General features: G+C 31.9%; 38 protein-coding genes, 1 tRNA gene and 1 pseudogene. 34 read left to right on the top strand and 6 right to left on the bottom strand.

Features of this window, described 5'->3' with window-relative positions; translation table 11 throughout:
* Positions 1-29: 29 nt before the first annotated feature.
* The 3 genes from coaE to CAMP5118_RS01255 are packed head-to-tail and all read left to right on the top strand — an operon-like array spanning position 30 to position 2,051.
* Positions 30-623, top strand: a complete 594-nt coding sequence (gene coaE, locus CAMP5118_RS01265) for a dephospho-CoA kinase (protein WP_263679253.1) — start codon at positions 30-32, stop codon at positions 621-623.
* Positions 620-1,369 (top strand): diaminopimelate epimerase, encoded by a 750-nt coding sequence (gene dapF, locus CAMP5118_RS01260; RefSeq protein WP_337216409.1) that lies wholly within the window; start codon positions 620-622, stop codon positions 1,367-1,369. Before coaE ends, dapF begins: the two co-directional genes overlap by 4 nt.
* On the top strand, positions 1,344-2,051 hold the full coding sequence (locus CAMP5118_RS01255) for a glucosaminidase domain-containing protein (protein WP_263679250.1): 708 nt from the start codon (positions 1,344-1,346) through the stop codon (positions 2,049-2,051). Before dapF ends, CAMP5118_RS01255 begins: the two co-directional genes overlap by 26 nt.
* Here CAMP5118_RS01255 and CAMP5118_RS01250 read toward each other — a convergent pair.
* Both CAMP5118_RS01250 and CAMP5118_RS01245 read right to left on the bottom strand, forming a co-directional pair.
* The gene (locus CAMP5118_RS01250) at positions 2,048-3,109 is read right to left on the bottom strand and encodes an ATP-binding protein (RefSeq protein WP_263679248.1); all 1,062 of its coding nucleotides are present in this window, start codon (positions 3,107-3,109) and stop codon (positions 2,048-2,050) included. The genes CAMP5118_RS01255 and CAMP5118_RS01250 overlap by 4 nt on opposite strands.
* Before the next feature lie 18 nt (positions 3,110-3,127).
* Positions 3,128-3,203, bottom strand: a tRNA-Ala gene (locus tag CAMP5118_RS01245).
* A gap of 226 nt (positions 3,204-3,429) precedes the next feature.
* On the opposite strand from CAMP5118_RS01245, the gene rpsJ reads away from it, so the two are divergent.
* The 30 genes from rpsJ to map all read left to right on the top strand — a co-directional run bounded on the left by rpsJ (position 3,430) and on the right by map (position 21,720).
* Positions 3,430-3,741: a 30S ribosomal protein S10 gene (gene rpsJ, locus CAMP5118_RS01240; RefSeq protein ID WP_012660810.1), complete on the top strand. Its 312-nt coding sequence runs from the start codon at positions 3,430-3,432 to the stop codon at positions 3,739-3,741.
* Positions 3,742-3,750: 9 nt separating this feature from the next.
* Positions 3,751-4,326, top strand: coding sequence for a 50S ribosomal protein L3 (gene rplC, locus CAMP5118_RS01235; protein WP_012660811.1), 576 nt, complete (start codon positions 3,751-3,753; stop codon positions 4,324-4,326).
* Positions 4,323-4,937, top strand: a complete 615-nt coding sequence (gene rplD / locus CAMP5118_RS01230) for a 50S ribosomal protein L4 (protein ID WP_039617137.1) — start codon at positions 4,323-4,325, stop codon at positions 4,935-4,937. The genes rplC and rplD overlap by 4 nt, the downstream gene beginning before the upstream one ends.
* Before the next feature lies 1 nt (position 4,938).
* A complete protein-coding gene (locus CAMP5118_RS01225; RefSeq protein WP_039617139.1) occupies positions 4,939-5,220 on the top strand; it encodes a 50S ribosomal protein L23 in 282 nt (93 codons plus the stop codon).
* A gap of 1 nt (position 5,221) precedes the next feature.
* Complete coding sequence (rplB, locus tag CAMP5118_RS01220) at positions 5,222-6,052, top strand: 50S ribosomal protein L2 (protein ID WP_039617141.1); 831 nt, start codon at positions 5,222-5,224, stop codon at positions 6,050-6,052.
* A 1-nt stretch (position 6,053) separates the two neighbouring features.
* The gene (gene rpsS, locus CAMP5118_RS01215) at positions 6,054-6,335 is read left to right on the top strand and encodes a 30S ribosomal protein S19 (protein ID WP_039617142.1); all 282 of its coding nucleotides are present in this window, start codon (positions 6,054-6,056) and stop codon (positions 6,333-6,335) included.
* A 9-nt stretch (positions 6,336-6,344) separates the two neighbouring features.
* A complete protein-coding gene (rplV, locus tag CAMP5118_RS01210; protein ID WP_039617143.1) occupies positions 6,345-6,719 on the top strand; it encodes a 50S ribosomal protein L22 in 375 nt (124 codons plus the stop codon).
* Between the two features lies 1 nt (position 6,720).
* Positions 6,721-7,422 (top strand): 30S ribosomal protein S3, encoded by a 702-nt coding sequence (gene rpsC / locus CAMP5118_RS01205; protein WP_039617145.1) that lies wholly within the window; start codon positions 6,721-6,723, stop codon positions 7,420-7,422.
* Positions 7,423-7,424: 2 nt separating this feature from the next.
* Complete coding sequence (gene rplP, locus CAMP5118_RS01200) at positions 7,425-7,850, top strand: 50S ribosomal protein L16 (protein WP_012660818.1); 426 nt, start codon at positions 7,425-7,427, stop codon at positions 7,848-7,850.
* The gene (rpmC, locus tag CAMP5118_RS01195) at positions 7,837-8,022 is read left to right on the top strand and encodes a 50S ribosomal protein L29 (protein ID WP_012660819.1); all 186 of its coding nucleotides are present in this window, start codon (positions 7,837-7,839) and stop codon (positions 8,020-8,022) included. Before rplP ends, rpmC begins: the two co-directional genes overlap by 14 nt.
* A gap of 9 nt (positions 8,023-8,031) precedes the next feature.
* Positions 8,032-8,283 carry a 30S ribosomal protein S17 gene (gene rpsQ / locus CAMP5118_RS01190; RefSeq protein ID WP_039617148.1) on the top strand — a complete coding sequence of 84 codons (252 nt, stop codon included), beginning with the start codon at positions 8,032-8,034 and terminating at the stop codon, positions 8,281-8,283.
* Positions 8,283-8,651, top strand: a complete 369-nt coding sequence (gene rplN, locus CAMP5118_RS01185; protein WP_012660821.1) for a 50S ribosomal protein L14 — start codon at positions 8,283-8,285, stop codon at positions 8,649-8,651. The genes rpsQ and rplN overlap by 1 nt, the downstream gene beginning before the upstream one ends.
* Positions 8,651-8,878, top strand: a complete 228-nt coding sequence (gene rplX / locus CAMP5118_RS01180) for a 50S ribosomal protein L24 (protein ID WP_012660822.1) — start codon at positions 8,651-8,653, stop codon at positions 8,876-8,878. Before rplN ends, rplX begins: the two co-directional genes overlap by 1 nt.
* 1 nt (position 8,879) lies before the next feature.
* The gene (gene rplE / locus CAMP5118_RS01175) at positions 8,880-9,425 is read left to right on the top strand and encodes a 50S ribosomal protein L5 (protein ID WP_012660823.1); all 546 of its coding nucleotides are present in this window, start codon (positions 8,880-8,882) and stop codon (positions 9,423-9,425) included.
* A gap of 1 nt (position 9,426) precedes the next feature.
* A complete protein-coding gene (locus tag CAMP5118_RS01170; protein WP_012660824.1) occupies positions 9,427-9,612 on the top strand; it encodes a type Z 30S ribosomal protein S14 in 186 nt (61 codons plus the stop codon).
* A 12-nt stretch (positions 9,613-9,624) separates the two neighbouring features.
* Positions 9,625-10,020 (top strand): 30S ribosomal protein S8, encoded by a 396-nt coding sequence (rpsH, locus tag CAMP5118_RS01165; RefSeq protein WP_337216408.1) that lies wholly within the window; start codon positions 9,625-9,627, stop codon positions 10,018-10,020.
* A gap of 78 nt (positions 10,021-10,098) precedes the next feature.
* Positions 10,099-10,635 carry a 50S ribosomal protein L6 gene (gene rplF / locus CAMP5118_RS01160; protein WP_039617154.1) on the top strand — a complete coding sequence of 179 codons (537 nt, stop codon included), beginning with the start codon at positions 10,099-10,101 and terminating at the stop codon, positions 10,633-10,635.
* Positions 10,636-10,644: 9 nt separating this feature from the next.
* Positions 10,645-11,001, top strand: a complete 357-nt coding sequence (gene rplR, locus CAMP5118_RS01155; RefSeq protein ID WP_039617157.1) for a 50S ribosomal protein L18 — start codon at positions 10,645-10,647, stop codon at positions 10,999-11,001.
* Between the two features lie 16 nt (positions 11,002-11,017).
* Positions 11,018-11,461, top strand: a complete 444-nt coding sequence (gene rpsE, locus CAMP5118_RS01150) for a 30S ribosomal protein S5 (protein WP_039617161.1) — start codon at positions 11,018-11,020, stop codon at positions 11,459-11,461.
* A gap of 3 nt (positions 11,462-11,464) precedes the next feature.
* Positions 11,465-11,857 (top strand): 50S ribosomal protein L15, encoded by a 393-nt coding sequence (gene rplO / locus CAMP5118_RS01145; RefSeq protein ID WP_039617163.1) that lies wholly within the window; start codon positions 11,465-11,467, stop codon positions 11,855-11,857.
* Complete coding sequence (gene secY / locus CAMP5118_RS01140; protein ID WP_039667833.1) at positions 11,857-13,119, top strand: preprotein translocase subunit SecY; 1,263 nt, start codon at positions 11,857-11,859, stop codon at positions 13,117-13,119. The genes rplO and secY overlap by 1 nt, the downstream gene beginning before the upstream one ends.
* Positions 13,120-13,160: 41 nt before the next feature.
* Entirely contained in the window at positions 13,161-13,901 is a 741-nt protein-coding gene (gene murI, locus CAMP5118_RS01135; protein ID WP_263663720.1) for a glutamate racemase, read from the top strand.
* Between the two features lie 115 nt (positions 13,902-14,016).
* A complete protein-coding gene (locus tag CAMP5118_RS01130; RefSeq protein WP_256374651.1) occupies positions 14,017-15,048 on the top strand; it encodes a type II asparaginase in 1,032 nt (343 codons plus the stop codon).
* 83 nt (positions 15,049-15,131) lie between these two features.
* Positions 15,132-15,779: a ferritin family protein gene (locus CAMP5118_RS01125; RefSeq protein WP_012660833.1), complete on the top strand. Its 648-nt coding sequence runs from the start codon at positions 15,132-15,134 to the stop codon at positions 15,777-15,779.
* A 54-nt stretch (positions 15,780-15,833) separates the two neighbouring features.
* Positions 15,834-16,307, top strand: coding sequence for a DNA-deoxyinosine glycosylase (locus CAMP5118_RS01120; protein WP_263675048.1), 474 nt, complete (start codon positions 15,834-15,836; stop codon positions 16,305-16,307).
* Positions 16,307-16,858: a ribonuclease HII gene (locus CAMP5118_RS01115; protein WP_337216407.1), complete on the top strand. Its 552-nt coding sequence runs from the start codon at positions 16,307-16,309 to the stop codon at positions 16,856-16,858. Before CAMP5118_RS01120 ends, CAMP5118_RS01115 begins: the two co-directional genes overlap by 1 nt.
* Positions 16,859-17,083: 225 nt before the next feature.
* On the top strand, positions 17,084-18,112 hold the full coding sequence (locus CAMP5118_RS01110; protein ID WP_337216406.1) for an oxidoreductase: 1,029 nt from the start codon (positions 17,084-17,086) through the stop codon (positions 18,110-18,112).
* Between the two features lie 99 nt (positions 18,113-18,211).
* Positions 18,212-19,495, top strand: a complete 1,284-nt coding sequence (locus CAMP5118_RS01105) for an aromatic amino acid transport family protein (RefSeq protein ID WP_412175506.1) — start codon at positions 18,212-18,214, stop codon at positions 19,493-19,495.
* A gap of 11 nt (positions 19,496-19,506) precedes the next feature.
* A complete protein-coding gene (locus CAMP5118_RS01100) occupies positions 19,507-20,874 on the top strand; it encodes an L-serine ammonia-lyase (RefSeq protein ID WP_066007744.1) in 1,368 nt (455 codons plus the stop codon).
* 90 nt (positions 20,875-20,964) lie between these two features.
* Positions 20,965-21,720 carry a type I methionyl aminopeptidase gene (gene map, locus CAMP5118_RS01095; RefSeq protein ID WP_337216405.1) on the top strand — a complete coding sequence of 252 codons (756 nt, stop codon included), beginning with the start codon at positions 20,965-20,967 and terminating at the stop codon, positions 21,718-21,720.
* A gap of 16 nt (positions 21,721-21,736) precedes the next feature.
* On the opposite strand, the gene CAMP5118_RS08060 is transcribed toward map, so the two are convergent.
* The 4 genes and pseudogenes from CAMP5118_RS08060 to CAMP5118_RS01080 form a co-directional block, all read right to left on the bottom strand.
* A complete protein-coding gene (locus tag CAMP5118_RS08060; RefSeq protein WP_442863220.1) occupies positions 21,737-22,363 on the bottom strand; it encodes a methyl-accepting chemotaxis protein in 627 nt (208 codons plus the stop codon).
* Between the two features lie 504 nt (positions 22,364-22,867).
* Positions 22,868-23,539: pseudogene (locus CAMP5118_RS08055) on the bottom strand (DAHL domain-containing protein); the annotation flags it as partial.
* Positions 23,523-24,446, bottom strand: coding sequence for a cytochrome-c peroxidase (locus tag CAMP5118_RS01085; RefSeq protein WP_412175312.1), 924 nt, complete (start codon positions 24,444-24,446; stop codon positions 23,523-23,525). The pseudogene CAMP5118_RS08055 and the gene CAMP5118_RS01085, both read right to left, overlap by 17 nt.
* Before the next feature lie 53 nt (positions 24,447-24,499).
* Positions 24,500-25,789, bottom strand: a complete 1,290-nt coding sequence (locus CAMP5118_RS01080) for an MFS transporter (protein WP_337216403.1) — start codon at positions 25,787-25,789, stop codon at positions 24,500-24,502.
* A 133-nt stretch (positions 25,790-25,922) separates the two neighbouring features.
* On the opposite strand from CAMP5118_RS01080, the gene infA reads away from it, so the two are divergent.
* Complete coding sequence (infA, locus tag CAMP5118_RS01075; RefSeq protein ID WP_012660842.1) at positions 25,923-26,141, top strand: translation initiation factor IF-1; 219 nt, start codon at positions 25,923-25,925, stop codon at positions 26,139-26,141.
* Positions 26,142-26,228 lie beyond the last annotated feature (87 nt).

Here is a 26,228-nt window from a genome sequence, read left to right as displayed (position 1 = left end):
TTTAACTAAAAATGTTTTAAGGCTAAATTATGCAAAATGCTTATTTTGTAACTTCAAGTATAGCGGGTGGAAAGTCAAGCTTTATAAAAATAGTTCAAAATTTGGGTTTTGATACTTTAAGCGCAGATGTGATAGCTCATGAGCTTTTAAATGAAAATGCAAATTCCATAGCTAAGCTTTTTGATAATGATGATTTAATCATAGCAGGAAAAATAGATAGAAAAAAACTTGGAACTATTGTATTTAACGACTTAAATGCTAAAAAAAAGCTAGAAGATTTTTTACATCCTAAAATCAAAGAAGTTATTTTACAAAAAGCTCAAATTTTAGATAAAAAAAACAAGGCTTTTTTTATAGAACTGCCTTTATTTTTTGAAAATAATCACTATCAAAATTTAGGAAAAAGTATATTAATTTATGCTCCAAAAGAACTTTTGCTTCAAAGATTAATGCAAAGAGATAATTTAGATAAAAACGAAGCCTTAAAAAGAATTAATTTACAACTTGATATAGAAGAAAAACTAAAAAAAGCAGATTTTGTGATAAAAAATACCTCAGGTTATGAAAATTTTGAGAAAAATGTGCTAAATTTTTTAAAACACACTTTAAAGGTTGAAAAATGAAATTTTACAAGTACTGTGCTAGCGGGAATGATTTTGTGGTGTTTGCAGATAGTGAAAAAAAAGATCGTAGCGAATTGGCTAAAATTCTTTGTAATCGTTATGAAGGCATAGGTGCTGATGGGCTTATAGTAGTTGTGCCTCATGATAGATATGATTTTGAATGGGAATTTTATAATTGTGATGGGAGTAAGGCAAGTATGTGCGGTAATGGCTCACGCGCAGCAGCTCATTTTGCTCATCATTATTTAAAAAAGTCTCAATATTTAAATTTCTTAACCGGCGCAGGACTTATAAAATCTTTTGTTGATGATGATATAGTTGAAATCAAACTTAGCGGGGTAAAGGATATTAAAGAAGCTTTTGAGTATAAAGGTAGAATTTGGCAAGGCTGTAATACTGGTGTTCCGCATATAGTAACCTTTGTTGATGATTTAAACAAATTTGATGTAAATTTATGCAAAGAAGTGCGTAAAAGATACAATGCAAATGTTAACTTTGCCAAAGTAGAAGATGATGAATTTATAAGAGTTAGAACTTATGAACGTGGAGTAGAAGATGAGACTTTAGCTTGTGGTACGGGTATGGGGGCTTGTTTTTATCTAGCGTATTTAAATCAAGAGGTAAAAGATGATATTTTGGTAAAGCCAAAAAGTAATGAAAGTTTGTATTTTAGATTAGAAGAGGATCAAATATTTTTTAGAGGAAAGGTAAAGTGCTGTTTTGAAGCTGATTATAATTTTACTTAGTAGTGTTTTATTTTTAAAAGCTGAATTTATAGCAGGTTTTGATGAGCAATATTATGCTTTAAGTATAAAAGAAAAGCGTGAGGTTTTTATCAAAAAAATTAATGCTTTATTGGATGTTTCTTTTAAAGAGATAGAAAAGGAAAAAGAATTTATAGAATTTTTCTTTAAAGAAGCTATAAAGAATAATTTTAGAAAGCTAAATACTAATGCTGTGCAAAAACTATGGTCTTTGAAGGAAAAATACCGTGTTAAAAATTTATACGATCACAAAGAATATCAAATGCGTATCCAAAAGGTGCCAAAGTCTTTAGCCATAGCTCAAGCTATTATTGAAAGTGCAACTGGTACAAGTCGTTTTGCTAAAGAGGCAAATAATTTATTTGGAGAATGGACTTGGGGTGAAAAAGGTTTAGTGCCAAAGGAAAGAGGCGAGGGTAAAACTCACAAAATTCGTATATTTGATAGCTTGCAAGAAAGTGTGGATTCGTACTTGCTTAATTTAAATCGCCACGATGCTTATAAGGAATTTAGAGCTTGGCGGTGGGATGCTATAAATCAAAATGAAAAACTTGATGGTAAAGAAGCGGCAAGCCACTTAGAAAAATATTCAGAGATTAAAAGTAATTACACTAAGCTTATTTTATCTATCATCGAGCAATATAAGCTTGATGAGTTAGATTAATTACCCAAAGCCCACTCATCAAAAGGTAAAATCATCACGCGCACCCCTTCAACGAAAAACTCATCTCTTTGTGAAAGCGTGATGATATAAATAGTCGAAAGTGCAAGTTGATTTTTACTAAGGATTTTTTTGACTTTTAAGCTAAGTAAATCTTTATCTTTAAAGGGTGAGCATAAAAATGCATTTTTAAGACTTGGTAAGTAAAAATCAAAATGCTTAGTATAAAAAATTTCTTGTTTAAATTTAAACAACTCACTTAAAATTAAATTTTCAAACAAAGCGCTAAAGTCTTTTTGTATGCTTAGAGAATTTTTTAGTGAAAAGTCCCAAAAATATACTTTTTTTAAATTCTTTTCAAGATTTTTTACAAAATACAAAGTGTAGTTTGATTCTAGTTTTTCTATGCTTTTATATAAGGTATCTTTGGAAATTTTTATACTGTTTTTTAGAGTTTTTAATAACTCATTAACGCTAAATTCACTCCCAAGTTCTAAGGCAATTTGTTTGAGTATAGTAAGCTCTAATGGGGTATAAAAGCTTTTTAAGTATGATGAGTTTGTGTTAAAGTTGTGATTTAAAATCACATTGCGTCCTGTGTGTAAAAAATAACTTACCATGGTTTTGGTATCAGCATATTTTTTGTTTAGGCTTAAAAATTCTTCAAAGTCTAAATAATCTAAATGAAGTTCTTCAAACTGATCTAAGCAAAAATTACTATCACAAACGCTTATTATGATTTGTAAATTAAGGTGTTTTAAACTAGCAAAGTCAAAATCATGAGTAAAGTTACAAAGTGCTAAAAATTTAATCTGTGGATTATAAGTTAAAAACGAATTTAAATTTATTAAAGCACTTGCTTGAAATTTTAAATCATCACAATCAATAAAGAGTATATTTTCTGCTTTATATAAAGACAAAAAATTTAAAATCAAATTTTTCTTACCACTTGCAAAACCACCTTTTATGATGATGTTTTTATGGGTTTGGATTTGAATTTTTCTTTCATCAAATTTTTGAAATTTTGGGTAATTATCGTAAAAAAATTGTAGTGATTTCATAGATTTCTTTATACTAAATGGTGGAGCATAGCGGGTTCGAACCGCTGACCCCAACGCTGCCAGCGTTGTGCTCTCCCAGCTGAGCTAATGCCCCTTTAGATTTTGAAATCATACTATATTTTTTCTTAGATTTTCTTAATGCATAAAAAATCTGATAAATTTTATAAAATTTAATTTTTATCCTTTTTAAAAGGAAAATAATTAAAAAAAATGCATAAATTTCTTGACATAGCAAAGTATGTTTTTATATAATCTCAACATCATTTTATATGGTGGTTAGATTCTTATGGGTCTAACGAGTTCTTTACAAAGGAAAAAATATGGAAAGAATCAGGCTTAAGCTAAAAGCTTATGACCACAGAGTTCTAGATCGCACAGTTGCAGCAATTGTAGAAGCTGTTAAAAGAACAGGTGCTGACATCAGAGGTCCAGTGCCAATGCCTACAAAAATCAAAAGATACACAGTTTTGAAATCTCCACACATCAATAAAGATTCACGCGAACAATTTGAGATGAGAATTCATGCTCGTATGCTTGATATTGTAGCAGCTACTCCAGATACAGTAGATTCACTCACTAAGCTTGACTTGGCTCCAGAGGTCAATGTTGAAGTAAGAGCTATGGGTAAATAAGGATAGAATATGGAATACATTGTAGAAAAAATTGGTATGAGTAGAACAATCAGCACACCAAGCATTCCTGTAACCTTACTTAAACTTGTTCAAACTAAAGTATGTGAAGTAGAAAATGGAAAAGCTTTGGTTGCTTATGTAAAAGGCAAAGCAAATAATAAATGCATTGCAGGTCAGCAAAAAAAATACAATCTTTCAGCTGAATATAATAGATTTGCTTCTTTAGAAGTAGCAAACACAGAAGCAGGTGATATTGATCTTAATCCTTTAAAAGAAGCTTCTATTTTAAAAGTAAGCTTTAATTCTAAAGGTAGAGGTTATAGTGGGGTTGTTAAAAGACACGGATTTGCCGGAGGTCCTGCAAGTCACGGTTCAAGATTCCACAGACGTCACGGATCAATCGGTAACCGCGAATGGCCAGGTCGTGTTCAACCAGGTATGAAAATGGCAGGTCATTATGGTAATGTAAAAGTTACTGTTAAAAATGAAGTAGTTTCATTTGATGAAGAAAATGGCATCTTAGTAGTAAAAGGTGCAGTACCAGGATTTAATGGTGCTATGGGTAAAATAAGGATTGCAAAATGAGTAAAGTAACTGTTTTAAATGATAAATTTGAAAAAGCTAGTGAACTCGATCTTCCAGCAAAATATGCAGAAGTTAATCCTCACAACCTTTATTTATATGTAAAATCTTATCTTGCTAGCCTTAGAGCAAACACAGCTCATACTAAAGGTAGAAGCGATGTAAGCGGTGGTGGTAAAAAACCATGGAGACAAAAAGGTCGTGGTGGTGCAAGAGCAGGTTCAACAAGAACGAATGTTTGGGTTGGTGGTGCTGTGGCATTTGGTCCTACAAACAATCGTAACTATTTCCAAAAAGTTAATAAAAAACAAAAACGCTTAGCGCTTGAAAGAGCATTGGCTGATAAAGCACAAAACAATGCATTATTCTCAGTAGATAGTTTAAGCATTGAAAGCGGTAAAACAAAAGATGCAAATGCAGTTATTAAAAAGCTTGGTTTAAAAGATGCTTTAATTGTAAAAGATTTACTAGATGAAAAAACACTTCTTGCTTTTAGAAACTTAGCAAATTGCTATGTAGTTGATATTAGCGAAGTAAATGCTTATTTAGTATCTGTATTTAATGCTGTTATCATTGAAAAAGCAGCGCTTGAATCTATCGTAAAAGAGGGTTAAAATGGCAGATATTACTGATATAAAAACAATACTTTACACTGAAAAAAGCTTAAACCTTCAAGAGCAAGGTGTTGTAGTTATTCAAACTTCTCCAAAAATGACTAAAAATGGTCTAAAAGAAGTTTTAAGAGAATATTTTGGTGTAACTCCAGTAAGAATTAATTCTTTAAAAATGGATGGAAAAGTAAAGCGTTTTAGAGGTCGTGAAGGTCAAAGAAATAGCTTTAAAAAATTCTATGTTAAGCTACCAGAAGGTGTGAGCTTAGAAAGTTCGGAGGCATAAGATGGCAATTAAAACTTATAAACCATATACTCCAAGTAGAAGATATATCACAGGTGTAAGCTCTGATGATATCACAGCAAAAGCTAGTGTGCGTTCATTACTTGTAAAACTTCCAGCTCATGCAGGTCGTAACAATAATGGTAGAATCACAAGCCGTCATAAAGAAGCAGGTGCTAAAAAACTTTACAGAATTATAGATTTTAAAAGAAGAAAATTTGGTATTGAAGGTAAAGTTGAAGCAATCGAGTACGATCCATACAGAAATTGTCGTATTGCATTAATCTCTTATAGAGATGGTGAAAAAAGATACATCTTACAACCAAAAGGTTTAAGTGTTGGTGATGTTGTTTGTGCTGCTGAAAGCGGACTTGACATTAAACCAGGTAATGCAATGAAATTAAGAAATATCCCAGTGGGTACTATCGTACACAATATCGAGTTAAAACCAGGCAAAGGCGGTCAAATGATCCGTTCAGCAGGTGCTTATGCTCAATTAATGGGTAAAGAAGAAAAATACGTTATCTTAAGACTTGCAAGTGGTGAAATGAGACAAGTTTTAGCTGAATGTATGGCAAGTATCGGTGAAGTTGGTAATGAAGAATGGTCAAATGTGACTATCGGTAAAGCTGGTAGAAATCGCCATAGAGGTATTCGTCCTCAAACAAGAGGTTCTGCGATGAACCCAGTTGATCACCCGCACGGTGGGGGTGAAGGTAAGAAAAATTCAGGCCGTCATCCAGTTACTCCATGGGGTAAACCAACTAAAGGTGCTAAAACTCGCCGTAAAAAAGCTAGCGATAAGCTAATAATTTCAAGAAGAAAAGGAAAGTAAGATGGCTAGGTCACTAAAAAAAGGTCCTTTTGTTGATGACCATGTAATGAAAAAAGTCATCGCTGCTAAAAAAGCTAACGATGGTAAGCCAATTAAAACTTGGTCAAGACGCAGCACTATTATACCTGATATGATAGGTTTAACTTTTAATGTTCATAATGGAAAAAGCTTTATCCCAGTATATGTTACTGAAAATCATATCGGTTACAAATTAGGTGAATTTGCACCTACTAGAACATTCAAGGGTCACAAAGGCTCTGTTCAGAAAAAAATAGGTAAGTAAGGGAGATTTATGAGTAGAGCGTTAATTAAATTCATAAGATTATCTCCAACTAAAGCGAGATTGATTGCTAGAGAAGTTCAAGGTATGAATGCAGAGCTTGCATTAGCTAGTTTGAAATTTATGCCAAATAAAGGTGCTAAATTTATAGCAAATGCTATTTCAAGTGCTGTAGCAAATGGCGGATTTGAAGCAAATGAAGTTGTTGTTTCAAGTTGTCGTGTTGATGCTGGTGCGGTTTTAAAAAGATTTAGACCAAGAGCTAGAGGAAGTGCTAGTCGTATTAGAAAGCCAACTTCACACATTTTGGTAGAAGTTAGTAAAGTAGAAGCAAGTGCTGAAAAAACTACAAAAGCTAAAAAAGCATCAGTGAAAAAGGAAAGCTAATATGGGACAAAAAGTAAATCCGATTGGTTTAAGACTAGGAATTAATAGAAATTGGGAATCAAGATGGTTTCCTACAAAAGCTAATTTAGCAGAAAATATTGGTGAAGATTATAAAATCAGAACTTTCTTAAAAAGAAAACTTTATTATGCAGGAATTAGCCAAATTCTTGTAGAAAGAACAGCGAAAAAATTAAGAGTAACTGTTGTAGCTGCAAGACCAGGGATTATTATTGGTAAAAAAGGTAGTGATGTTGATATTTTAAGAAAAGAACTTCAAGATTTAATCAAAAAAGAAGTTAATATCAATATCAAAGAAGAAAGAAAAGCAGGTGCTTCAGCTCAGCTTGCAGCTGAAAGTGTTGCTACTCAACTTGAAAAAAGAATTGCTTTTAGAAGAGCAATGAAAAAAGTAATTCAAGGAGCGCAAAAAGCAGGTGCTAAAGGGATTAAAGTTTCAGTTTCAGGCCGTTTAGGTGGTGCTGAAATGGCAAGAACTGAATGGTACTTAGAAGGTCGTGTTCCACTTCACACTTTAAGAGCAAAAATCGATTATGGTTTTGCAGAAGCACATACTACTTATGGAAACATAGGTATTAAAGTATGGATCTTCAAGGGTGAAGTTTTACAAAAGGGTGTTCAACCTGAAAAAACCGAAGAAAACGCTCCAGCTAAAAAAACTAGAAGAGCAAGAAGAGGTAAATAATCATGTTAATGCCAAAAAGAACAAAATATCGTAAAATGATGAAAGGGCGTAACAGAGGTTATGCCAACAGAGGGACTGAATTTACTTTTGGTGATTTTGCCCTAAAAGCAACTGAAGCTGGCCGTATTAATTCACGTCAAATCGAAGCAGCTCGTATTGCTTTAACTCGTTTTGTAAAAAGACAAGGTAAAACTTGGATTAGAGTTTTCCCAGATAAACCTCTAACTAAAAAACCTTTAGAAACTCGTATGGGTAAAGGTAAAGGTGCAGTTGAGGAATGGGTAATGAACATTAAACCAGGTCGTATCATTTATGAAATGGCAGGGGTTAATGAAGAAATGGCAAGACAAGCTTTAACTTTAGCGATGCACAAATTGCCATTTAAAACTAAGTTTGTTACAAGAGAGAGCCAAAATGAAATATACTGAGATTAAAGATAAAACAGCAGGTGAGCTTGCAACAATGCTAAAAGAAAAAAAGGTGCTTTTATTTACTTTAAGACAAAAGCTAAAAACAATGCAGCTAACTAATCCTAAAGAGATTAGCGAAGTTAAAAAAGACATCGCTAGAATCAATACTGCAATTAGCGCTTTAAAATAAGGATAGAAAATGGCATTTAAAAGAGAAATTCAAGGCGTTGTTGTTCAAATTGCTGGAGATAAAACAGCAACAATTTTGGTTGAAAGAAAAGTGGTTCACCCAAAATACAGAAAAATCGTAAAACGCTTTAAAAAATATTTAATTCATGATGAAAGAAATGAACTTAAAGTGGGAAATACTGTAGTTGCTATTGAATGTAGACCACTTTCTAAGAGAAAATCATTTCGCTTAAAAACTATAGTATCAGCAGGAGTTGAGTAATGATTCAAAGTTTTACTAGGCTTGCAGTTGCTGATAATAGCGGTGCAAAAGAATTAATGTGTATTAAGGTTTTAGGTGGTAGTAAAAGAAGATACGCTACTGTTGGTGATGTAATCGTTGCATCTGTAAAAAAAGCTCTACCAAATGGTAAAGTTAAAAAAGGTCAAGTAGTAAAAGCAGTTATCGTTAGAACTAAAAAAGAAATTCATAGAGATAATGGTTCTTTAATTCGTTTTGATGAAAATGCAGCAGTTATTCTTGATGCTAAAAGAGAGCCTATCGGAACGCGTATTTTTGGACCAGTAGGTCGTGAAGTAAGATATGGTGGCTTTATGAAAATTGTTTCACTAGCACCGGAGGTGTTGTAATGAAATTAAAAATTAAAAAGAATGATATGGTAAAAGTTATCGCAGGCGATGACAAAGGCAAAACAGGTAAAGTTTTAGCAGTATTTCCTAAAACAAATAAAGTAATTGTTGAGGGTTGCAAAATCGCTAAAAAAGCTGTTAAGCCAAGTGATAAAAATCCAAACGGCGGTTTTATCAATAAAGAAATGCCAATGGATATTTCAAATGTAGCAAAGGCAGGAGAATAAGATGATGAGATTAAAAGAAAAATATACTCAAAATATCAAACCTGCTTTAGTAAAAGAATTTGATATCAAAAATCCTATGCTTATTCCTTTTATTGAAAAAGTTGTAATCAGCGTAGGTGCTGGGGAATTAGCAAAAGATCAAAAAGTATTACAAAATGTTGCAGATACTATTTCATTGATTGCTGGACAAAAAGCAGTTATCACAAAAGCTAAAAAATCAGTTGCTGGTTTTAAAGTGAGAGAAGGCTTCCCAGTAGGTGTAATGGTAACATTAAGAAAAGACAATATGTATGCTTTCTTAGATAAGCTTATTACTATAGCTCTTCCTCGTGTTAAAGACTTTAGAGGTCTTCCAAGAGATGGTTTTGATGGAAGAGGAAATTATAACTTTGGTTTAGATGAGCAGTTAATGTTCCCAGAAGTTGAATATGATAAAATCTTAAGAACTCATGGTATGAACATTTCTATCGTTACAACAGCAAAATCAGATAAAGAGGCACAAAAATTATTAGAATTATTTGGCGTGCCATTTGCAAAAGGAAAGTAATATGGCTAAAAAATCAATGATTGCAAAAGCTGCCCGCAAACCTAAATTTAGCGTTAGAGGGTATACTAGATGCCAAATTTGTGGAAGACCACATTCAGTTTATAGAGATTTTGGAATTTGTAGAGTTTGCTTAAGAAAAATGGCAAATGAAGGTTTAATTCCTGGTCTTAAAAAAGCAAGTTGGTAAGAGGAAAGAACCATGATAAATGATTTAATTTCAGATTCACTAACAAGAATTAGAAATGCAGGGATGAGAAGATTAGAAACTACTCAACTTTTGCATTCTAAAGTTATCGAAGCTTTACTTGGAATTTTCCAAGCTAAAGGTTATATTGAAAGCTTTAATGTTATTGAAGAGGATAAAAAGAAATTCATCAATGTAGTTTTAAAATACGATGAAAAAGGTAAAAGCGCAATTAACGAAGTTAAGCGTATTTCTAAACCTGGTCGTCGTGTTTATAAAGGCAAAGATGAGATCAAAAGATTTAAAAACGGTTATGGTACTATCGTAGTAAGCACTTCAAAAGGTGTTTTAGCTAACGACGAAGCTTACAAAGCAGGCGTTGGCGGCGAAGTTTTATGTACTATTTGGTAAGAGTTTCTACTTTTTATGGTATTCGGTATCCATTCTTATAAAGTAGTCATATCGTAGACAAGTAAAAAGGAAAAATGAATGTCTCGTATAGGTAAACAACCAGTTGCTATTCCAAGTGGAGTAGAAGTAAAATTAGAAGGTAACTTGCTAAAATTCAAAAAAGGAAATTTAGCAAAAGAGCTTGATACAAAAGCAAATGTTAATGTTGAGATTAAAGAAGGACAAATTCTTTTCTCTCCTAAAGGTGAAGATAGACAAAGTAGAGCTTATTGGGGAACTTATAGAGCTTTAGCTCAAAACATCATCATCGGCTTAACTGATGGTTTTAGCAAAACTTTAGAAATCAACGGTGTTGGTTATAAAGCTGCGTTAAAAGGTAAAGTTCTTGAACTTGCTTTAGGTTTTTCTCATCCTATCAACTATGCTATTCCAGAAGGCATAGAAATTACTGTTGATAAAAACAATGTTATTATCAAAGGTAGTGATAAACAAGTGGTAGGTCAAGTTGCTGCTCAAATTCGTGAATTTAGACCACCTGAGCCTTACAAAGGAAAAGGTGTTAAATATTCAGATGAGCGTATTATCCGCAAAGCTGGTAAGACATCTAAGAAGTAAGGATAGAATATGAGAGCAAATGTATTAAAAAGAAAAATATCTTTAAGAATTAAAAGAAAAAAAAGAATTAGAGCAAAAATTTCAGGAACACAAGCTCTTCCAAGAGTTTCTGTTTTCAAATCAAACAGAACTTTATATATCCAAGCTATCGATGATGTTAAAGCAGTAACTTTAGCAGCAGTAGATGGAAGAAAAATTGGTGTTAAAGCAAATAAAGAAGGCGCTAAAAAAATAGCAGCTGAATTTGCAAAAGTTTTAAAAGCTAAAAACATAGAAGAAGCAGTGTTTGATAGAAATGGTTATTTATACCATGGTGTGATTGCAGCTTTAGCTGAAGCACTAAGAGAAAACGGAATCAAACTATAACCCAAAAGGAAGATCGATGGAAAAATATAATAGAGAAGAATTTGAAGAAGTAATCGTCGATATCGGCAGGGTTACTAAGGTTGTTAAAGGTGGTAGAAGATTTAGATTTACTGCTTTAGTTATCGTTGGAAATAGAAAAGGTTTAGTTGGTGTGGGCTATGGAAAAGCTAAAGAAGTTCCAGATGCTATAAGAAAAGCAGTTGATGATGCTTTTAAAAACATTGTTGAAGTTAAAACAAAAGGTTCAACTATCCCTCATGATGTAGAAGTAAAATACAACGCAAGTAGAATTTTACTTAAACCAGCAAGCGAAGGTACAGGGGTTATTGCAGGTGGTTCAACACGTCCTATCGTGGAACTTGCAGGTATTAAAGACATTTTAACTAAGTCTTTAGGTTCAAATAATTCAGCAAATGTTGTGCGTGCTACTATCAAAGCACTTACAATGCTTAAAGGATAATCAATGAATTTAACAAAAGCACCAGGTTCAACACATAAAACCAAAAGAATAGGCCGTGGTCAAGGTAGTGGTATGGGTAAAACTTCTACTAAAGGTGGAAAAGGCCAAACTGCCAGAAAAGGTTATAATGAAAAAAGAGGTTTTGAAGGGGGTCAACAACCACTTCAAAGACGTTTACCAAAGGTAGGCTTTACTTCTAAATTTGAAAAACCTTATGTGATTAATGTTGAAAAAATCACAGCAATCAAAGAGCTTAGCGAAATTACATTTGAAACAATCAATAGCATTCATAAGCTTTCAAAAAATGTAAATAAAGTTAAGCTTATTGGAGCAAGCGCTAAAGATCTTGCTAGTAAAATTAAAGACGAGAAGATTACTTTTAGCGGACAAAAATAATGAATAAAACATTGACAAATAAAATTCTCATAACATTGGCTTTTTTATTCGCTTATAGAATATTAGCTTATGTTCCAGTTCCGGGGGTTAATGTCAGTGTTATCAAGGAATTTTTTGATTCTAATGCATCTAATGCATTAGGCTTGTTTAATATGTTTAGTGGGGGTGCTGCTGAAAGACTTAGCATCATCTCTCTAGGCATTATGCCTTATATTACTGCTTCGATTATTATGGAGCTTTTAGCGGCAACTTTTCCTAATATAGGAAAAATGAAAAAAGAACGCGATGGTATGCAAAAATATATGCAAATTATCCGTTATGCTACTATAGCTATCACTTTGATACAAAGTATAGGCGTTTCTATAGGCTTACAAAGTCTTCATGGAAAAGCAGGTCAATCAGCCATTATGATTGATATGAATACTTTTATCGCACTTTCTGCTGTTTCTATGCTTGCAGGTACCATGCTTTTGATGTGGATAGGTGAGCAAATCACTCAACGCGGTATAGGAAATGGTATTTCTTTAATTATCTTTGGTGGTATTGTTTCTACAATTCCAGGTGCAATTAGTGGAACAGTAAATTTGGTAAATACAGGTGAGATGAATTTCTTGACTATCATTGCCATTTTAGTTGTAATTTTACTTACTATTTGGGCTATTATAGTAGTAGAACTTGGAGAAAGAAGAATTCCTATTTCTTACTCAAGAAAAGTAATCATGCAAAATCAAAACAAACGTATTATGAATTATATACCTATTAAGATCAACTTAAGTGGTGTTATTCCTCCTATTTTTGCAAGTGCGATTTTGATGTTTCCAAGTACTATTTTACAAACAAGTACAAATGAATATGTGTTAAAAATTTATGACTTTTTAAATCCAAATGGATTTTTCTTTCATATTTTAACATTCTTACTTGTTATTTTCTTTGCGTATTTTTATGCATCAATTGTATTTAATGCAAAAGATATAGCTGAAAATCTTAAAAGACAAGGTGGTTTCATACCAGGTATTAGACCAGGTGAAGGAACTGCGAATTATCTTAATGAAGTAGCGTCAAGACTTACCTTGTCAGGTTCTATTTATTTAGGGCTTGTAGCTACACTACCATGGCTTATTGTGAAGTTGTTTGGTGTGCCTTTTTATTTTGGTGGAACTTCTGTTTTGATTGTAGTTCAAGTAGCACTTGATACAATGAGAAAAATCGAAGCCCAAATTTATATGAATAAATACCAAACTTTAAGTGCAGTAGGCTTATAAGAAAGTAGATTTTCTACTTTCTTCCTTTTTAAAGGATTTTGATGAGACTAGGCGTTTTTGATAGCGGTGTAGGTGGGCTTAGTGTTTTAAAATCTTTACTTCAAGCAAAACTTTTTAAAGAATATATTTACTATGGGGATACTGCAAGAGTGCCTTATGGGGTTAAAGATAAAGAAACCATCATTAAATTTTCCCTAGAAGCTTTAGAATTTTTCAAAGAAAAAAAAGTCGATATGCTTATTATTGCGTGTAATACAGTTAGTGCGCATGCTTTAGAAATTCTAAAAGCAAATGCACCATTTCCGGTTCTTGGAGTTATAGAAGCAGGAGTTTTAGCGGTTAAAAACTCTTTAGAAGATAAAAACTCTAATATATTAGTCATTGCAACACAAGCTACCGTGGATTCTCACGCTTATAAACAAGCTTTAATCAAAGAAGGTTTTTTAAAAGTGGAAGAAAAAGCAACTGGGCTTTTTGTACCTATGGTTGAAGAAGGGATTTTTCAAGGAGATTTTTTAAAAGCTGCTTTTGAGTATTATTTTAATAAGCTCAAATTTCACCCTAATGCTTTAATCTTAGCATGCACACATTTTCCCTTAATCGCTCATTCTTTGGAAGAGTATTTTGGTAAAAACACAAAACTTATTCATTCAGGTGAAGCTATAGCTTTGCAATTACAGCAAGAATTTAACTTAACATCAATCCAAGAAGAAGCTAATATTGAATTTTATGCTTCAAGTGATGTAGAAAAACTAAAAAAAATTGCAAATTTATGGCTTTAAATTAATGGTTGTTTACTAAAGTATTTTTTATATTTATAATTTATTTTTATTTAAACATAGTTGCATTATAATCTTTATCATTTCTAATGAAAGGACTAACATGAAAAAAATGTTAATGTGTGCAGCTATGGCACTAAGTTTAGGAGCAGGAATTTTGGAAGCAAAACCAAAAGTTGCGATTTTAGCTACAGGTGGAACCATCGCTGGTTCGATTGATAGTTCAGTAGCTACTACAGGTTATACAGCTGGAGTTTTGGGGGTTGATGCTTTGATTAAGGCAGTACCTCAAATTCAAGATTTGGCAGTAATTAGCGGAGATCAAATTGCTAATATTGATAGCAAAGATATGACAAATGAAATTTGGCTAAAACTTGCTAAAGAAGTTAATAGACTTTTAAAATCTGATGTAGATGGAGTTGTAATTACTCATGGTACTGATACTATGGAAGAAACTGCATATTTCCTAAATTTAACCGTAAAAAGCGACAAGCCTGTTGTTTTGGTTGGTGCAATGCGCCCATCAACTGCAATTAGTGCAGATGGTCCTAAAAATCTTTACAACGCTGTAGCATTAGCAGCAAATCCTCAAGCAAAAAATAAAGGCGTAATGGTGGCTATGAATGATAGAATTCAAAGTGCTAGAGGCGTTATGAAAACTCATAGTTTAAATGTAAATGCATTTAGCTCACCAGATATGGGTGATATGGGTTATATAGTAGATGGAAAAGCATTTTTCTATAATACTAATACAAAATTACACACCAAAAAATCTCCATTTGATGTTAGCAAACTAAAAGAACTGCCAAAAGTAGATATTCTTTATAGTTATGCAAATGATGGTAGTGGTGTTGCAGCAAAAGCTTTGTTTGAAAATGGAACCAAAGGTATAGTTGTAGCTGGAACAGGTGCTGGTAGTATTCATGATTATCAAAAAGATGTGTTAAAAGAATTGCTTAAAAAAGGTCTTAATGTAGCGGTAAGCTCACGCGTAGTAGCTGGTAGAGTTGCAGTAAGTGATGCTGATGCAAAACTTGGTTTCATTGATACAGGTGATATGAGTCCTCAAAAAGCTAGAGTATTATTAATGCTTGCTCTAACTAAAACAAGCGATCCTAAGAAAATCCAAGAATATTTCTTAAAATACTAAAACCTTTAACACCCAAATGCTAAAATAACATTTGGGTGGATTTTTCAATAAAAATCTTACTTAATTAATCACAAGGATATTAAATGAAACAATATGAAAGTTATAAATGCCAAAAATGTGGCAATGAAGTAGAAGTACAAAATGTAGGTGGTGGAAAGCTTAGTTGCTGTGGTCAAGAAATGGAGTGTATTACTAAAGATTTAACGGCTGTAAATTTAATGAAAGCTTTTGCTGGCGAATCTATGGCAAGAAATAAATATGATTTATTTGCAGATATTGCTCAAGAAGAAGGTTGGCATGCTATTGCAAAACATTTTAGAGAAGCTGCAGAAAATGAAAAATGGCACGCAAGAGCTGAATTTAAAGCTTATCATGAATTAGTAGATGGTAAAGCTTTAGAAGAAACTGCTAAAAATTTAATCTGCGCAGCAGAGGGTGAAAACTATGAGCATACTACTATGTATCCAAATTTTGCAAAAATCGCAGAAGATGAGGGTAAAAGAAATATAGCAAGATTATTTACAGCTATAGGTAAAGTAGAAATTGAACATGAAAGAGAATATTTAGCGCTTAAAAAAATGCTTGAAGAAGAAGATTTCTTTAACTCAGAAGTAGAAGAGTTATGGGTTTGTGAAGTTTGTGGGCATATACACCGTGGTAAAAAAGCACCAAATGCCTGTCCTTTATGCAAAGCTCCAAAAGAATACTTCAAACGCGAATTTTTAGGATAATTTTAAAAACCTTGATAAAAATGATAAAATATTTTATTTTTATCAAGGTTTAATATGCAAATTCTAACTCATCCTTTCAAACCTTTTTTTGATGAAAACTCAAAAGTTTTAATACTAGGTTCTTTCCCATCTATTAAATCAAGAGAAGAAAATTTTTATTATCAACATAGCAAAAATCGTTTTTGGCGTATTTTTGAAATATTATTTGAGTGTGAGTTAAAAACAGTACAAGTTCAAAAAGATTTTTTAAAAGCAAATCATATAGCACTTTGGGATGTTATAGCAAGTTGCAAGATAAAAAATTCAGATGATAAAACTATTTCTTATGCTAAAGCAAATGATATAAATATGATTTTAGATAAGGCAAATATAGAAAAAATTTGTGTATTAGGTAAAGTTGCAAGTAAATATTTTGCTAAATTTTATCCTGAGCAAGAATTTTTTGAACTCCCTTCAAGCTCTCCTGCTAATATGAATTATTCTTTAGAAAATTTAGTAGAAAAATATAGCATTATAAAGGAAAGATAATGGCTTTAGTTGGAGTAGATGAGGCTGGACGTGGGGCTTTGGCTGGAGATATGCACATAGGAGCTTGCAAGCTTTTAAAAAATATTGATGGTTTGGCTGATTCTAAAAAATTAAGCGCAAAAAAAAGAAAAGAATTATATGAGCAAATTCTTTCTAGTTCAAATTTTTTAATCCTTGCTTTTTCGCCTTTGCAGATTGATACTTTGGGGCTTAGTCAGTGTTTGCAACTAGCTTTAAAAATCATAAAAAAACACTTTAATCAAGATGAGATTTTATATGATGGAAATTTAAATTATGGGGTTTTAGGTATAAAAACCATGATTAAAGCTGATATGAAAGTACAAGAAGTTTCGGCAGCTAGTATATTAGCCAAGGTAAGTCGTGATCAAAAAATGTGTTATTTTTCTAAATTATATAATCATTATGATTTTGATAAACACAAAGGTTATGGTACAAAAGCTCATATAGAAAAAATTAAAGCATTTGGTTATTCGCCCTTGCACCGCAAAAGCTTTATGCTAAAGTGTTTTGAGAAAAGCTTATTTGATTAAAATGTGTGGTTTTTACACTTTTTTATTTTAAATTTTCATTTTCTTTGAAAAAAATAGAAAAATTAACATTTGAAATATTATTATTAAGATAAAAAAATATATTCAAAAAATATTTTTTTGATAATTAATTATTAAAATTTACAATATCAATTAAAAATACAATGTATTTTAAGAAAAATTAATTTTTTTCTATTATAGTAATATAAAAATATTTCAAGGGGTATTATGTCTTTACTTTTAAGCGAGCTAAAGATTGGAAATTTTTATGTAAAAAATCGCATTGTAATGCCCCCTATGGATATGTATGAAACACAAGTTTTAGATGGTAAGATTAATCAATTTCACCTGATACATTATGGAGCCAGAGCTTTGGGTGGTGTTGGGCTTATCATAGTTCAAGCTTGTGCGATTAATGAAAATGCAAAAATAGCTGATAATGATATTGGTCTTTGGGGAGATTTTCAAATTCAAGGACATAAAGAGCTTGTTGAGCTTTGTCATCATTTTGGTGCTAAAATTGCCATTCAGCTAAATCACAGTGGCCGTAAAAATTCGTGTAAAGAAGCCATATCAAAAGCCCCAAGCAATATAGCTTTTAGTGAAAAATTTTCCAAACTTCATGTTTTAAGCAAAGATGAAATTTTACAAATTGAGCAAGAATTTATTCAAAGTGCTAAAAGAGCTAAAGAAGCAGGTTATGACGCAGTAGAGCTTCATAGTGCTCATGGATATTTGCTTAGCTCGTTTTTATCGCCTTTATCAAATCAAAGAGGTGATGAATATGGGGGTAGCTTTGAAAATAGAATACGTCTTTTGTGTGATATCATTAAGCGCATAAAAAAAGAAGTTGATATTGCTTTATTTGTAAGAATTTCAGCCACGGAATGGCAAGAAGGTGGTTGGAATTTAGAAGATAGTAAAAAACTTGCCTTGATTTTAGAAAAATTAGGTATTGATATGTTAGATGTTTCAGCAGGAGGAAATATCAATAAACCTTCTTTAGTGCCAAACATAGCACCACTTTATCAAGCTCCTTATGCTAAGGCCTTAAAAGAAGTTGTTAAAATTCCTATATCTTGTGTAGGTCTTATAAATAGTGCTAGTGAAGGTGAGGCTTTGCTTTTGGGTGGGGTGTGTGATTTGGTTTGTTATGGTAGAAAATTACTAAGAAATCCAAATTTTGCAAATGAAGCCGCAGTTGCTTTAAATGAAAGAGAAAAAATTATGCCAAATTACTCCAGAGCGTATTTGTAAAATAATACAAAAAGTTTTTTAGGTAAAAGCTTTTTTTATTATTTTTTACAAGGAGAAAATGTGGATAATCTTAAGTGGAATTCTTTTGATACGCGTTGGATGCTTTCTCTTTTTGGGACTGCAGTTGGTGCGGGGATTTTATTTTTACCTATTAAGGCAGGTGTTGGTGGTTTTTGGCCAGTTGTTGTGATGGCTTTGATTATTTTTCCAATGGTGTATTTAAGCCATAGAGCCTTAAGTCGTTTTGTATGCCAAGCAAATGGTAATGATAAAGACATTACTCATGCGGCTGAAGAGTATTTTGGTAGAAAAGTAAGTATTTTTATTTCTGTGCTTTATTTCTTTGCAATTTTCCCAATTTGTTTAGCGTATTGTGTAGGTATAACTAATACTTTTGAGAGTTTTATTTATAATCAATTCTTGCCACTTTTAGATCCAAATGGTTCTTTTGCAAGTGTAATTAGTGCTATGTATCAAACAAGTGTTAATGAGCAAGGAAAAACTATAGCTAATTTACTTCCTTTTTATAGAGCGCTTTTTGCTTTTGTTTTGGTAAGTATTTTTATGCTTATTATGCTTTTTAGTGAAGAATTAATCACTAAAGTATGCGAATGGCTTGTGTATCCTTTATGTGCTATTTTATTTTTATTTTCTTTATATCTTATTCCACAATGGTCATTTGAAAGTTTTAGTGCTATTCCTGGTACGAAAGAATTTATCACTATAGTGTGGCTAACTTTACCAGTTTTAGTGTTTTCGTTTAATCACTCACCGGCTATTTCTACTTTTTCTCTAAGTGTAAAAAGAGAATATCCTGAAAATTCGGTACAAAAAGCAAATCAAATTTTGCTTAGAACCTCTGTAATGTTGCTTGCTTTTGTTATGTTTTTTGTGGTATCTTGTGTGCTTTCTTTGACTCCAGCTGAACTTGCTGAAGCTAGAGCGCAAAACATACCTGTGCTTTCTTATTTTGCTAATAAGCTTGATAATCCATTTATTTCTTATGGTGGTCCATTAATCGCATTTTTAGCAATTTCTAGTTCATTCTTTGGTCATTATTTTGGTGCTAGAGAAGGTGCTTATGGTATAGTTAGAAAATGCTGCAAATTAGCAGGTAATGAAAACCCTGATTTGAAAAAAATCGCAGTTTATTCTACTTTAGTAATGTATATTGTTATGTTAATTACTGCTTATGTAAATCCAAGCATTTTAGGTTTTATTGAAAGCTTAGGTGGTCCAATTATTGCTGCAATCTTATTCTTAATGCCTATGATTGCAATTTATACTGTATCTAAAATGAAAAAATTCCAAAATAAAGCTTTAGATGCATTTGTATTTATCACAGGTATTTTGACAATCATCACTGTAATCTATACTTTTTAAGGTGTTAATGAATGAGTAGTAATTTAAGTATATTTAAAGTTGGTGTTGGTCCTTCATCTTCTCATACCTTAGGACCAATGCTAGCGGGTAATATGTTTTGTGAAAAGATTAAAGATAAAATCACACAAATTACAAAAATTCAAATCAGACTTTATGGCTCTTTATCACTTACTGGTAAAGGCCATTTAAGTGATAAGGCTATTATATGGGGTTTGAGTGGCTTAAGAGCAAAAGAACTCAACGCTGCTTTGCAAGATCGTGTGTTTAATAAAATTTTACAAGATAAAATTTTGGTTTTAAATGCTCAAAAAGAATTAAATTTTGATTATGATAAAGATTTGATTTTTGAAAAAGACTTTTTACCTTTACATGAAAATGGGTTAAAAGTAAGCGCTTATGATGAAAATGGAGAAATCATTGCTGAAGAAATTTATTATTCAGTGGGTGGTGGTTTTGTTATGAGTGAAGCTGAGCTTCAAAAACACAAAGACGGAGCTTGCGAGCAAAAACATACTAAATTAGAACTTGATGTTAACAATGCAAGTGATGCTTTAAAAATTTGTGAAGAAAGATCATGGGATCTAGCAAAACTTTCTTATGAATACGAGCTTCAATTTCATACTAAAGAAGAAATTAGAGCTTATTGTTTAGAAATTTGGGAAGTAATGCAAGAAGTTTATTATAATGGTATTCATCCAAGTTCAGATTTTCTTCCAGGAAATTTACATTTAAAACGCCGTGCAAAAGGGCTTAATGAGCGTTTGGCTATGACAAGCGATCCTTTGGGGATTATTGATTTTATTTCTTTATATGCTATTGCTATTGCAGAGGAAAATGCAAGTGGAGCTAGAGTAGTAACTGCTCCAACTAATGGAGCTTGCGCTGTTGTACCTGCTGTAATGCTTTATCTTAAAAACCATACGGTTGGTTTTAATGATGAAAAGGCTATTAATTTTTTGCTAACTGCTATGTTAATAGGTTCTTTTTATAAGAAAAATGCAAGCATAAGTGGTGCTGAAGCTGGCTGTCAAGCTGAAATTGGTAGTGCAAGTTCTATGGCAGCAGGAGCTATGGCTACTGTGATGGGTTTTGATGCAAAGATAGCTTGTAATGCTGCTGAAATTGCGATGGAACACCATTTAGGATTAACTTGTGATCCAGTAAGTGGTTTAGTGCAAATTCCTTGCATAGAAAGAAATGCCTTTGGAGCGATTAAAGCTATTTCAGCTGCTAGAATGGCAATGAGTAGAAAATCAACTCCAAAAGTAAGTCTTGATGAGGTTATAAAAACTATGTATGAAACCGGCAAGGATATGAACTCAAAATACAAAGAAACCTCCTTAGGTGGTTTAGCTACCAATCTTACAAGTGTATGTTAAAACCTTAAGTTTTAGAACTTAAGGTTTTTTCCTTAAAGCTTTTAAAAGCGCATAAATGCTAAATTTTTAAAAATTTTAAGGAAAATGTAAATGATAGAAATCAAAAAACCAGCAGAGATAGAAAAACTACGCAAGGCAAATGAGCTTGTAGCTAGAACGCTTGATTATCTAGAGGGTATTATAGTTCCAGGTATGAGTTTAAAAGAAATTGATATTAAAGCGGAAGAATTTATACTTGATCATGGTGCAAAACCATCTTTTAAAGGTTTGTATGGTTTTCCAGGCAGTATTTGTATCTCGCTTAATCAAGCTTGCATTCATGGTGTGGGCGATGAGCGTGTTTTAAAAGAAGGTGATATTTTAGGTCTTGATGTAGGTACTTGCATAGATGGATACTATGGGGATGCAGCAAGGACTATACCTATAGGTAAAATTTCAGCTACTGATGAAGCATTAATTGCTTGTGCTAAAGATGCTTTGTATTATGCTATAGATATTATCAAAGAGGGTATGCGCTTTAAAGAGCTTTCTTATGAACTTGGTGAGTTTATTATTAAAAGAGGTTTTGTGCCTTTGAAGGGTTATTGTGGTCATGGTATAGGTAAAAAACCCCATGGTGAGCCTGAAATTCCAAATTATTTAGAACCAGGCGCTAGTGCAAAAAGCGGACCTAAAATCAAAAATGGTATGGTATTTTGCATAGAGCCTATGGTGTGTCAAAAAGATGGCACGCCGGTACATTTAAAAGGCAATTGGGAAGCAGGAAGCAAAGATGGTTTAAATGCGGCTCATTATGAGCATTGTGTTGCCATAATAAATGGCAAGGCAGATATTTTATCTAAGTAAGAAAGTTTAATCTTTCTTACTCGAATGTTTTTAGTTTTTCTGAAAGTTTAGAAGCATTTTCTAAAACATCTTGTGAAATTTGTGTTAAATCAAGGGAGTAGTTTTTAACACAATTTGCAAGTTCGGTTACTTTTTCTATATTTTGTTCTAGCTCATTCATTTTAGCTTTTGATTCATCGCTTTTTTCTTCCATGATTTTAGTAGAATAAATACTTGTTTTTAATTTTTCTATAGAAGTTCCAACCTCACCTTGTAAGATATTAGCTTTGTTAGAGGTATCATTCATGGATTGATGAATTCCATCCATCAAACTTTTGTTGTCATTGATTTGTTGCACTATAGTTCTTACGGTGGTTTCTATAGCAACTAAAGATTTTGTGGTTTTATCTGCTAGATTTCTAACTTCATCAGCAACCACAGCAAAGCCACGTCCATGCTCGCCTGCACGTGCTGCTTCAATAGCTGCATTTAGCGCAAGTAGGTTGGTTTGGTCGGCTATGTCTTTTATGGTTGTAGTAACTTCTACTATGCTATCAGCACTTTGTACTAACATATCCATAGCACTTAAAACACTTTGTTCTTTTTCACCACTTAACAATATAAGCTCTACTAATTCTTTAAGTGTAAGCTCAACTTTAGCCATTACTTCTTGCATGCCATGCATATCACTTATAGTGTTTTTAGCTAAATTTTGTGTTAAGTCTATATGGCTTTCTAAGATAGAACTTATTTCATGGACATTAGAAATTTGCTCATGTTGTAAAAGTGAGCTTTGCTGTAAAACTTCAGCATTTTGAGAAAGCTTTTGTGAGCTTTTGTGACTTGAATTTGCAGTTTGTATAGCTTCTAAAACCGAATTTTGCACTATTTGTATAAAAGAGTTTATATAGCCAGCACTTGTAGCCAATTCACTTTTTTTATCAATATCTAATCTTGCGCTTAAATTCGCATGCTCACCAGCTAAGTTTGCACTTAGTTTTTCAAGTAAAGATATAGGTATGATTACTTTTTTTAATGTTAAAAGTATGAAGAAAATCAATACAGCTAAGGTGAATAAGAAAATTCCTATAGCGGTGTAAAGATTGTATTTGTTGTTAAGATTAATTTCTTGAGCAATGAAATTTTTATGAGATATGATTTCTTTTTGTAATTCTTGATCAAGAAAACTTTGAGAATTATCTTTTAAAATTTTAATCTGACTTAGTATCATTTTACAATGTGTGCTAAAAAGTTCAAATAATTCTTGTGGAAGCTGTGGATCGTTTGTGTTTAAATTTGCTACTAAACTTTGGAGACGATTTTGTGCTAAAGGCTCTAGTATATCCATAGTTCCTATGATGCTTAATATATCCCCGATAGATTCTATTTGTCTAGCTTCTTGAGTAGTAAGTGCTAGCTTGTTTGTTTGTTTAATGATTTCTTGTTGAATTTCATAAAGATAAAGTTTTGAATTTATAGCAATAGAATTAGCTGATTTAAAATGCTGTAATTGGGCATTTTTTTTCTCAAAAATCGTTTGTATTTTTTTCGTGTCTATTTTATTGGCTTTTAAAATTGCTAAAGTATTTTCAAAATCTTGTATTAAAGCAACACTAGTGTCATAATTTTGCAAATTGAGTTTGTTTTTAAAAATCTCATCTATTTTGGTATCTAGAATTTCTAATTTTTGAAAAGAACCCATGATGAGTGAATTTCTCTTTGTGGTGTTGTAGGTATTAAAGATAAATAAGGTCAAAATTAAAAGTAGTACCAAAACCACTATGGATAAAGTTATGAATTGTTTTAAAAAAGAAAAAGATTTTTTATTTGAGTGGGTCATGGTATTCTCCTGTTAAAGAATTTAAAAAAGCAACTATATCATCAACCACATCTTGTTCTAAAAATTTACCAAGTTGATAATAAGCCATAAATTGCACGCAAGCATCAAGTGTTGGCATGGAGCCATCATGAAAATAAGGAGCAGTTTTAGCTATATTTCTAAGGCTTGGTACTTTTACTACAAATTGATCATGAGGATCTTGGGTGATCTCATAGCGCCCTTTCCAGTTTGTTCCATTATCATAAGGTACAAATACTCCCATTTTTTGATACATATTGCCACCTATATTTTGACCTTGATGGCATGCTATACAACCATTTGACAAAAAAGCATCATAACCTCTTTTTGCTTGCTCGCTTATTGCATTTTTATCACCTTTTAAGTAGCGATCAAAAGGAGAATTTGGAGTGAGTAAGGTTTTTTGAAACTCAGCTAAAGCGTGTGTTATATTTTCAAAGCTAATTCCTCCATAAAGTTTTTTAAATTCTTTTTCATAAATTGGGTTAGCTTTTACAATTTGTACTACTTCACTTTCATCTTTTAAGCCCATTTCTTTGGGATTTAATAAAGGATGTTTGGCTTGATCTTGCAAGTCTTTTGCATTGCCTCTCCAAAATTGAGATAGATTAAAAATAGCATTGAAATTTGTAGGTGTATGAAATGGCTCATCTATTATGCCATTAATACCCGTTGAAAAAGTTTTATTATCTACTCCAAATTTTGTAATATCATGACAAGTGTTACAAGATACTTTTTTATCTTTTGATAAACTTGTATCCATGTAAAGTTTTTTACCTAAAATAGCTTTTTCTTTATCATAAGGAACACTTTCAGGCAAAGGGGTAATCATTTCAAGTGCTAAAAGTGGTAGTAAAGAAAATATTAAAATAATAAAAGTTTTCATAATCATTTTCCTTATTTTTATAAATTTTTAATTAATAATTTTTCTTAATTATAGCACTAAAATCTTAATCTTTTATAAGTAAATATAGTGGTTAGAAGTGTTATAAGTGATAAAAATAAAATATAAATAAAAATTCCATAAACAAAAGGATTCTCAGGTCTTATAGCTAAAGAATGCAACATAAATACAAGCTGAGGTGTAAAACCACCCGCTATAGCATAAGCTATATTATAAGAAAAAGAAATTCCACTAAAGCGAATACTTGGTTTAAAAATTTTACACATTAAAATAGGCGCTAAGGCATTAATGCCGCCAAAAAAACATGCAATAAAATAAAAATATATACTTAAATGTAGAATTTGAGCATAGAAAAAATAAAAATAAAAAAAGCAAGAAAGACTAAAACCTATTGTAAAAATCAAACTAGTGATTAAAAAGCCAAATTTATCTACCCAAATTCCAGCAAGCAAAGTTCCACAAGATAAAATTATTATCGCAATCATTTGTATTAAAATAGCATCTGTTTTATCAAGAACTAAAACCTCAGGTATAAAATTTGGCATAAGTAAAATGAGTATGATCACGCAAGCTGTAAGCATCCATGTTAAAAGCATAGAGGCGACGATGTCTAAAAAAATATTTTTTTCTTTAAAAAGTGTCTTTAGCGGAAATTTTTCTAAATTATTTTCTTGATGCATTTTTTGAAAAATCGGTGTTTCTTCTAGAAATTTTCTAAGATATATAGAAATAATGCCAAAAAATCCACCAATAGCAAAAGGAATACGCCAAGCATAATCATAAATTGATTCTTGCTCAAAACAATGATTAATTACCAATGCAACAGCACATCCTAAAAGAATTCCAAAAGCCATAGAAGCATTAATAGCGCTAACACAAAAACCATCTTTCCCATCAGGCGCATGTTCTTTTACAAATACCCAAGCACCAGGTAGTTCTCCACCTATGGCTACACCTTGAGCTATTCTAACAAGTAATAAAAATACCGGAGCTAGATAACCTATGCTTTCAAAAGTAGGTATAAAAGCTAAAGAAAAAGTTGGAAGCACCATGAGTAATATGCTTAGCATAAACATTTTTTTACGGCCAAATTTATCACCAAAATGCGCCATAACTATACCACCAAGTGGCCTAGCTAAATATCCTGCTGCAAAGGTTCCATAAGTATTTAAAAGTTTCCAAAAATCACTCATATCGCTTGGAAAAAAATTTCTTGAAATATAATTAGCAAAAAAGACAAAAATCACAAAATCATAAAATTCTAAAGCTCCTCCCAAAGAAGATAAGGAAAGTGTTTTATAATCTTTTCTTTTTAAACTTTTTAGCATTTAAATACTTTCTTATATAGTGTTTTGATAATTATAATAAAAAATGCCGTAGTTTGTAAAAAAATATTAAAAATTTAAAAAGAAAAATTGTGATAAAATAATAGTTTTGTATTTTGTAGAAAGGAGAAAAGCATTGGCAAAAGATGATATTATCGAAATTGATGGTAATGTAATCGAAGCTTTACCTAATGCAACTTTTAAAGTTGAATTAGATAATAAACATGTGATACTTTGTCATATTGCAGGTAAGATGCGCATGCATTATATTAGGATTATGCCTGGCGATAGAGTTAAAGTGGAACTAACACCTTATAGCCTTGATAAGGGTCGTATTACATTTAGATACAAATAAGTCTAAGTTGTTTAAAAGCAAAAGTAAAGTATAATTAGCACTTTTGCAGAAATTGCAATAAAACTGTATGAAGAAGTATTTTCAAAA

The sequence above is a fragment of the Campylobacter sp. LMG 7929 genome, assembly GCF_024723595.1.
Lineage (GTDB): Bacteria > Campylobacterota > Campylobacteria > Campylobacterales > Campylobacteraceae > Campylobacter_D.
This window is presented reverse-complemented; position numbering and strand designations above follow the sequence as displayed.

What these genes read in the sequence shown, in the direction of transcription:
- CAMP5118_RS01110 (WP_337216406.1), top strand. Translation starts at nt 17,084, where the DNA reads ATGTCTTTACTTTTAAGCGAGCTAAAGATTGGAAATTTTTATGTAAAA.
- rplX (WP_012660822.1), top strand. Translation starts at nt 8,651, where the DNA reads ATGAAATTAAAAATTAAAAAGAATGATATGGTAAAAGTTATCGCAGGC.
- rpsH (WP_337216408.1), top strand. Translation starts at nt 9,625, where the DNA reads ATGATAAATGATTTAATTTCAGATTCACTAACAAGAATTAGAAATGCA.
- rplN (WP_012660821.1), top strand. Translation starts at nt 8,283, where the DNA reads ATGATTCAAAGTTTTACTAGGCTTGCAGTTGCTGATAATAGCGGTGCA.
- CAMP5118_RS01115 (WP_337216407.1), top strand. Translation starts at nt 16,307, where the DNA reads ATGGCTTTAGTTGGAGTAGATGAGGCTGGACGTGGGGCTTTGGCTGGA.
- CAMP5118_RS01100 (WP_066007744.1), top strand. Translation starts at nt 19,507, where the DNA reads ATGAGTAGTAATTTAAGTATATTTAAAGTTGGTGTTGGTCCTTCATCT.
- CAMP5118_RS08060 (WP_442863220.1), bottom strand. Translation starts at nt 22,363, where the DNA reads ATGGCTAAAGTTGAGCTTACACTTAAAGAATTAGTAGAGCTTATATTG.
- CAMP5118_RS01125 (WP_012660833.1), top strand. Translation starts at nt 15,132, where the DNA reads ATGAAACAATATGAAAGTTATAAATGCCAAAAATGTGGCAATGAAGTA.
- coaE (WP_263679253.1), top strand. Translation starts at nt 30, where the DNA reads ATGCAAAATGCTTATTTTGTAACTTCAAGTATAGCGGGTGGAAAGTCA.
- rplE (WP_012660823.1), top strand. Translation starts at nt 8,880, where the DNA reads ATGATGAGATTAAAAGAAAAATATACTCAAAATATCAAACCTGCTTTA.
- CAMP5118_RS01250 (WP_263679248.1), bottom strand. Translation starts at nt 3,109, where the DNA reads ATGAAATCACTACAATTTTTTTACGATAATTACCCAAAATTTCAAAAA.
- rplF (WP_039617154.1), top strand. Translation starts at nt 10,099, where the DNA reads ATGTCTCGTATAGGTAAACAACCAGTTGCTATTCCAAGTGGAGTAGAA.
- secY (WP_039667833.1), top strand. Translation starts at nt 11,857, where the DNA reads ATGAATAAAACATTGACAAATAAAATTCTCATAACATTGGCTTTTTTA.
- rpsS (WP_039617142.1), top strand. Translation starts at nt 6,054, where the DNA reads ATGGCTAGGTCACTAAAAAAAGGTCCTTTTGTTGATGACCATGTAATG.
- CAMP5118_RS01170 (WP_012660824.1), top strand. Translation starts at nt 9,427, where the DNA reads ATGGCTAAAAAATCAATGATTGCAAAAGCTGCCCGCAAACCTAAATTT.
- rplB (WP_039617141.1), top strand. Translation starts at nt 5,222, where the DNA reads ATGGCAATTAAAACTTATAAACCATATACTCCAAGTAGAAGATATATC.
- CAMP5118_RS01130 (WP_256374651.1), top strand. Translation starts at nt 14,017, where the DNA reads ATGTGTGCAGCTATGGCACTAAGTTTAGGAGCAGGAATTTTGGAAGCA.
- CAMP5118_RS01080 (WP_337216403.1), bottom strand. Translation starts at nt 25,789, where the DNA reads ATGCTAAAAAGTTTAAAAAGAAAAGATTATAAAACACTTTCCTTATCT.
- rpsJ (WP_012660810.1), top strand. Translation starts at nt 3,430, where the DNA reads ATGGAAAGAATCAGGCTTAAGCTAAAAGCTTATGACCACAGAGTTCTA.
- rplD (WP_039617137.1), top strand. Translation starts at nt 4,323, where the DNA reads ATGAGTAAAGTAACTGTTTTAAATGATAAATTTGAAAAAGCTAGTGAA.
- murI (WP_263663720.1), top strand. Translation starts at nt 13,161, where the DNA reads ATGAGACTAGGCGTTTTTGATAGCGGTGTAGGTGGGCTTAGTGTTTTA.
- rpsC (WP_039617145.1), top strand. Translation starts at nt 6,721, where the DNA reads ATGGGACAAAAAGTAAATCCGATTGGTTTAAGACTAGGAATTAATAGA.
- CAMP5118_RS01120 (WP_263675048.1), top strand. Translation starts at nt 15,834, where the DNA reads ATGCAAATTCTAACTCATCCTTTCAAACCTTTTTTTGATGAAAACTCA.
- rpsE (WP_039617161.1), top strand. Translation starts at nt 11,018, where the DNA reads ATGGAAAAATATAATAGAGAAGAATTTGAAGAAGTAATCGTCGATATC.
- CAMP5118_RS01225 (WP_039617139.1), top strand. Translation starts at nt 4,939, where the DNA reads ATGGCAGATATTACTGATATAAAAACAATACTTTACACTGAAAAAAGC.
- map (WP_337216405.1), top strand. Translation starts at nt 20,965, where the DNA reads ATGATAGAAATCAAAAAACCAGCAGAGATAGAAAAACTACGCAAGGCA.
- rplR (WP_039617157.1), top strand. Translation starts at nt 10,645, where the DNA reads ATGAGAGCAAATGTATTAAAAAGAAAAATATCTTTAAGAATTAAAAGA.
- rplC (WP_012660811.1), top strand. Translation starts at nt 3,751, where the DNA reads ATGGAATACATTGTAGAAAAAATTGGTATGAGTAGAACAATCAGCACA.
- rplV (WP_039617143.1), top strand. Translation starts at nt 6,345, where the DNA reads ATGAGTAGAGCGTTAATTAAATTCATAAGATTATCTCCAACTAAAGCG.
- CAMP5118_RS01105 (WP_412175506.1), top strand. Translation starts at nt 18,212, where the DNA reads ATGCTTTCTCTTTTTGGGACTGCAGTTGGTGCGGGGATTTTATTTTTA.
- dapF (WP_337216409.1), top strand. Translation starts at nt 620, where the DNA reads ATGAAATTTTACAAGTACTGTGCTAGCGGGAATGATTTTGTGGTGTTT.
- rpsQ (WP_039617148.1), top strand. Translation starts at nt 8,032, where the DNA reads ATGGCATTTAAAAGAGAAATTCAAGGCGTTGTTGTTCAAATTGCTGGA.
- rplP (WP_012660818.1), top strand. Translation starts at nt 7,425, where the DNA reads ATGTTAATGCCAAAAAGAACAAAATATCGTAAAATGATGAAAGGGCGT.
- rpmC (WP_012660819.1), top strand. Translation starts at nt 7,837, where the DNA reads ATGAAATATACTGAGATTAAAGATAAAACAGCAGGTGAGCTTGCAACA.
- rplO (WP_039617163.1), top strand. Translation starts at nt 11,465, where the DNA reads ATGAATTTAACAAAAGCACCAGGTTCAACACATAAAACCAAAAGAATA.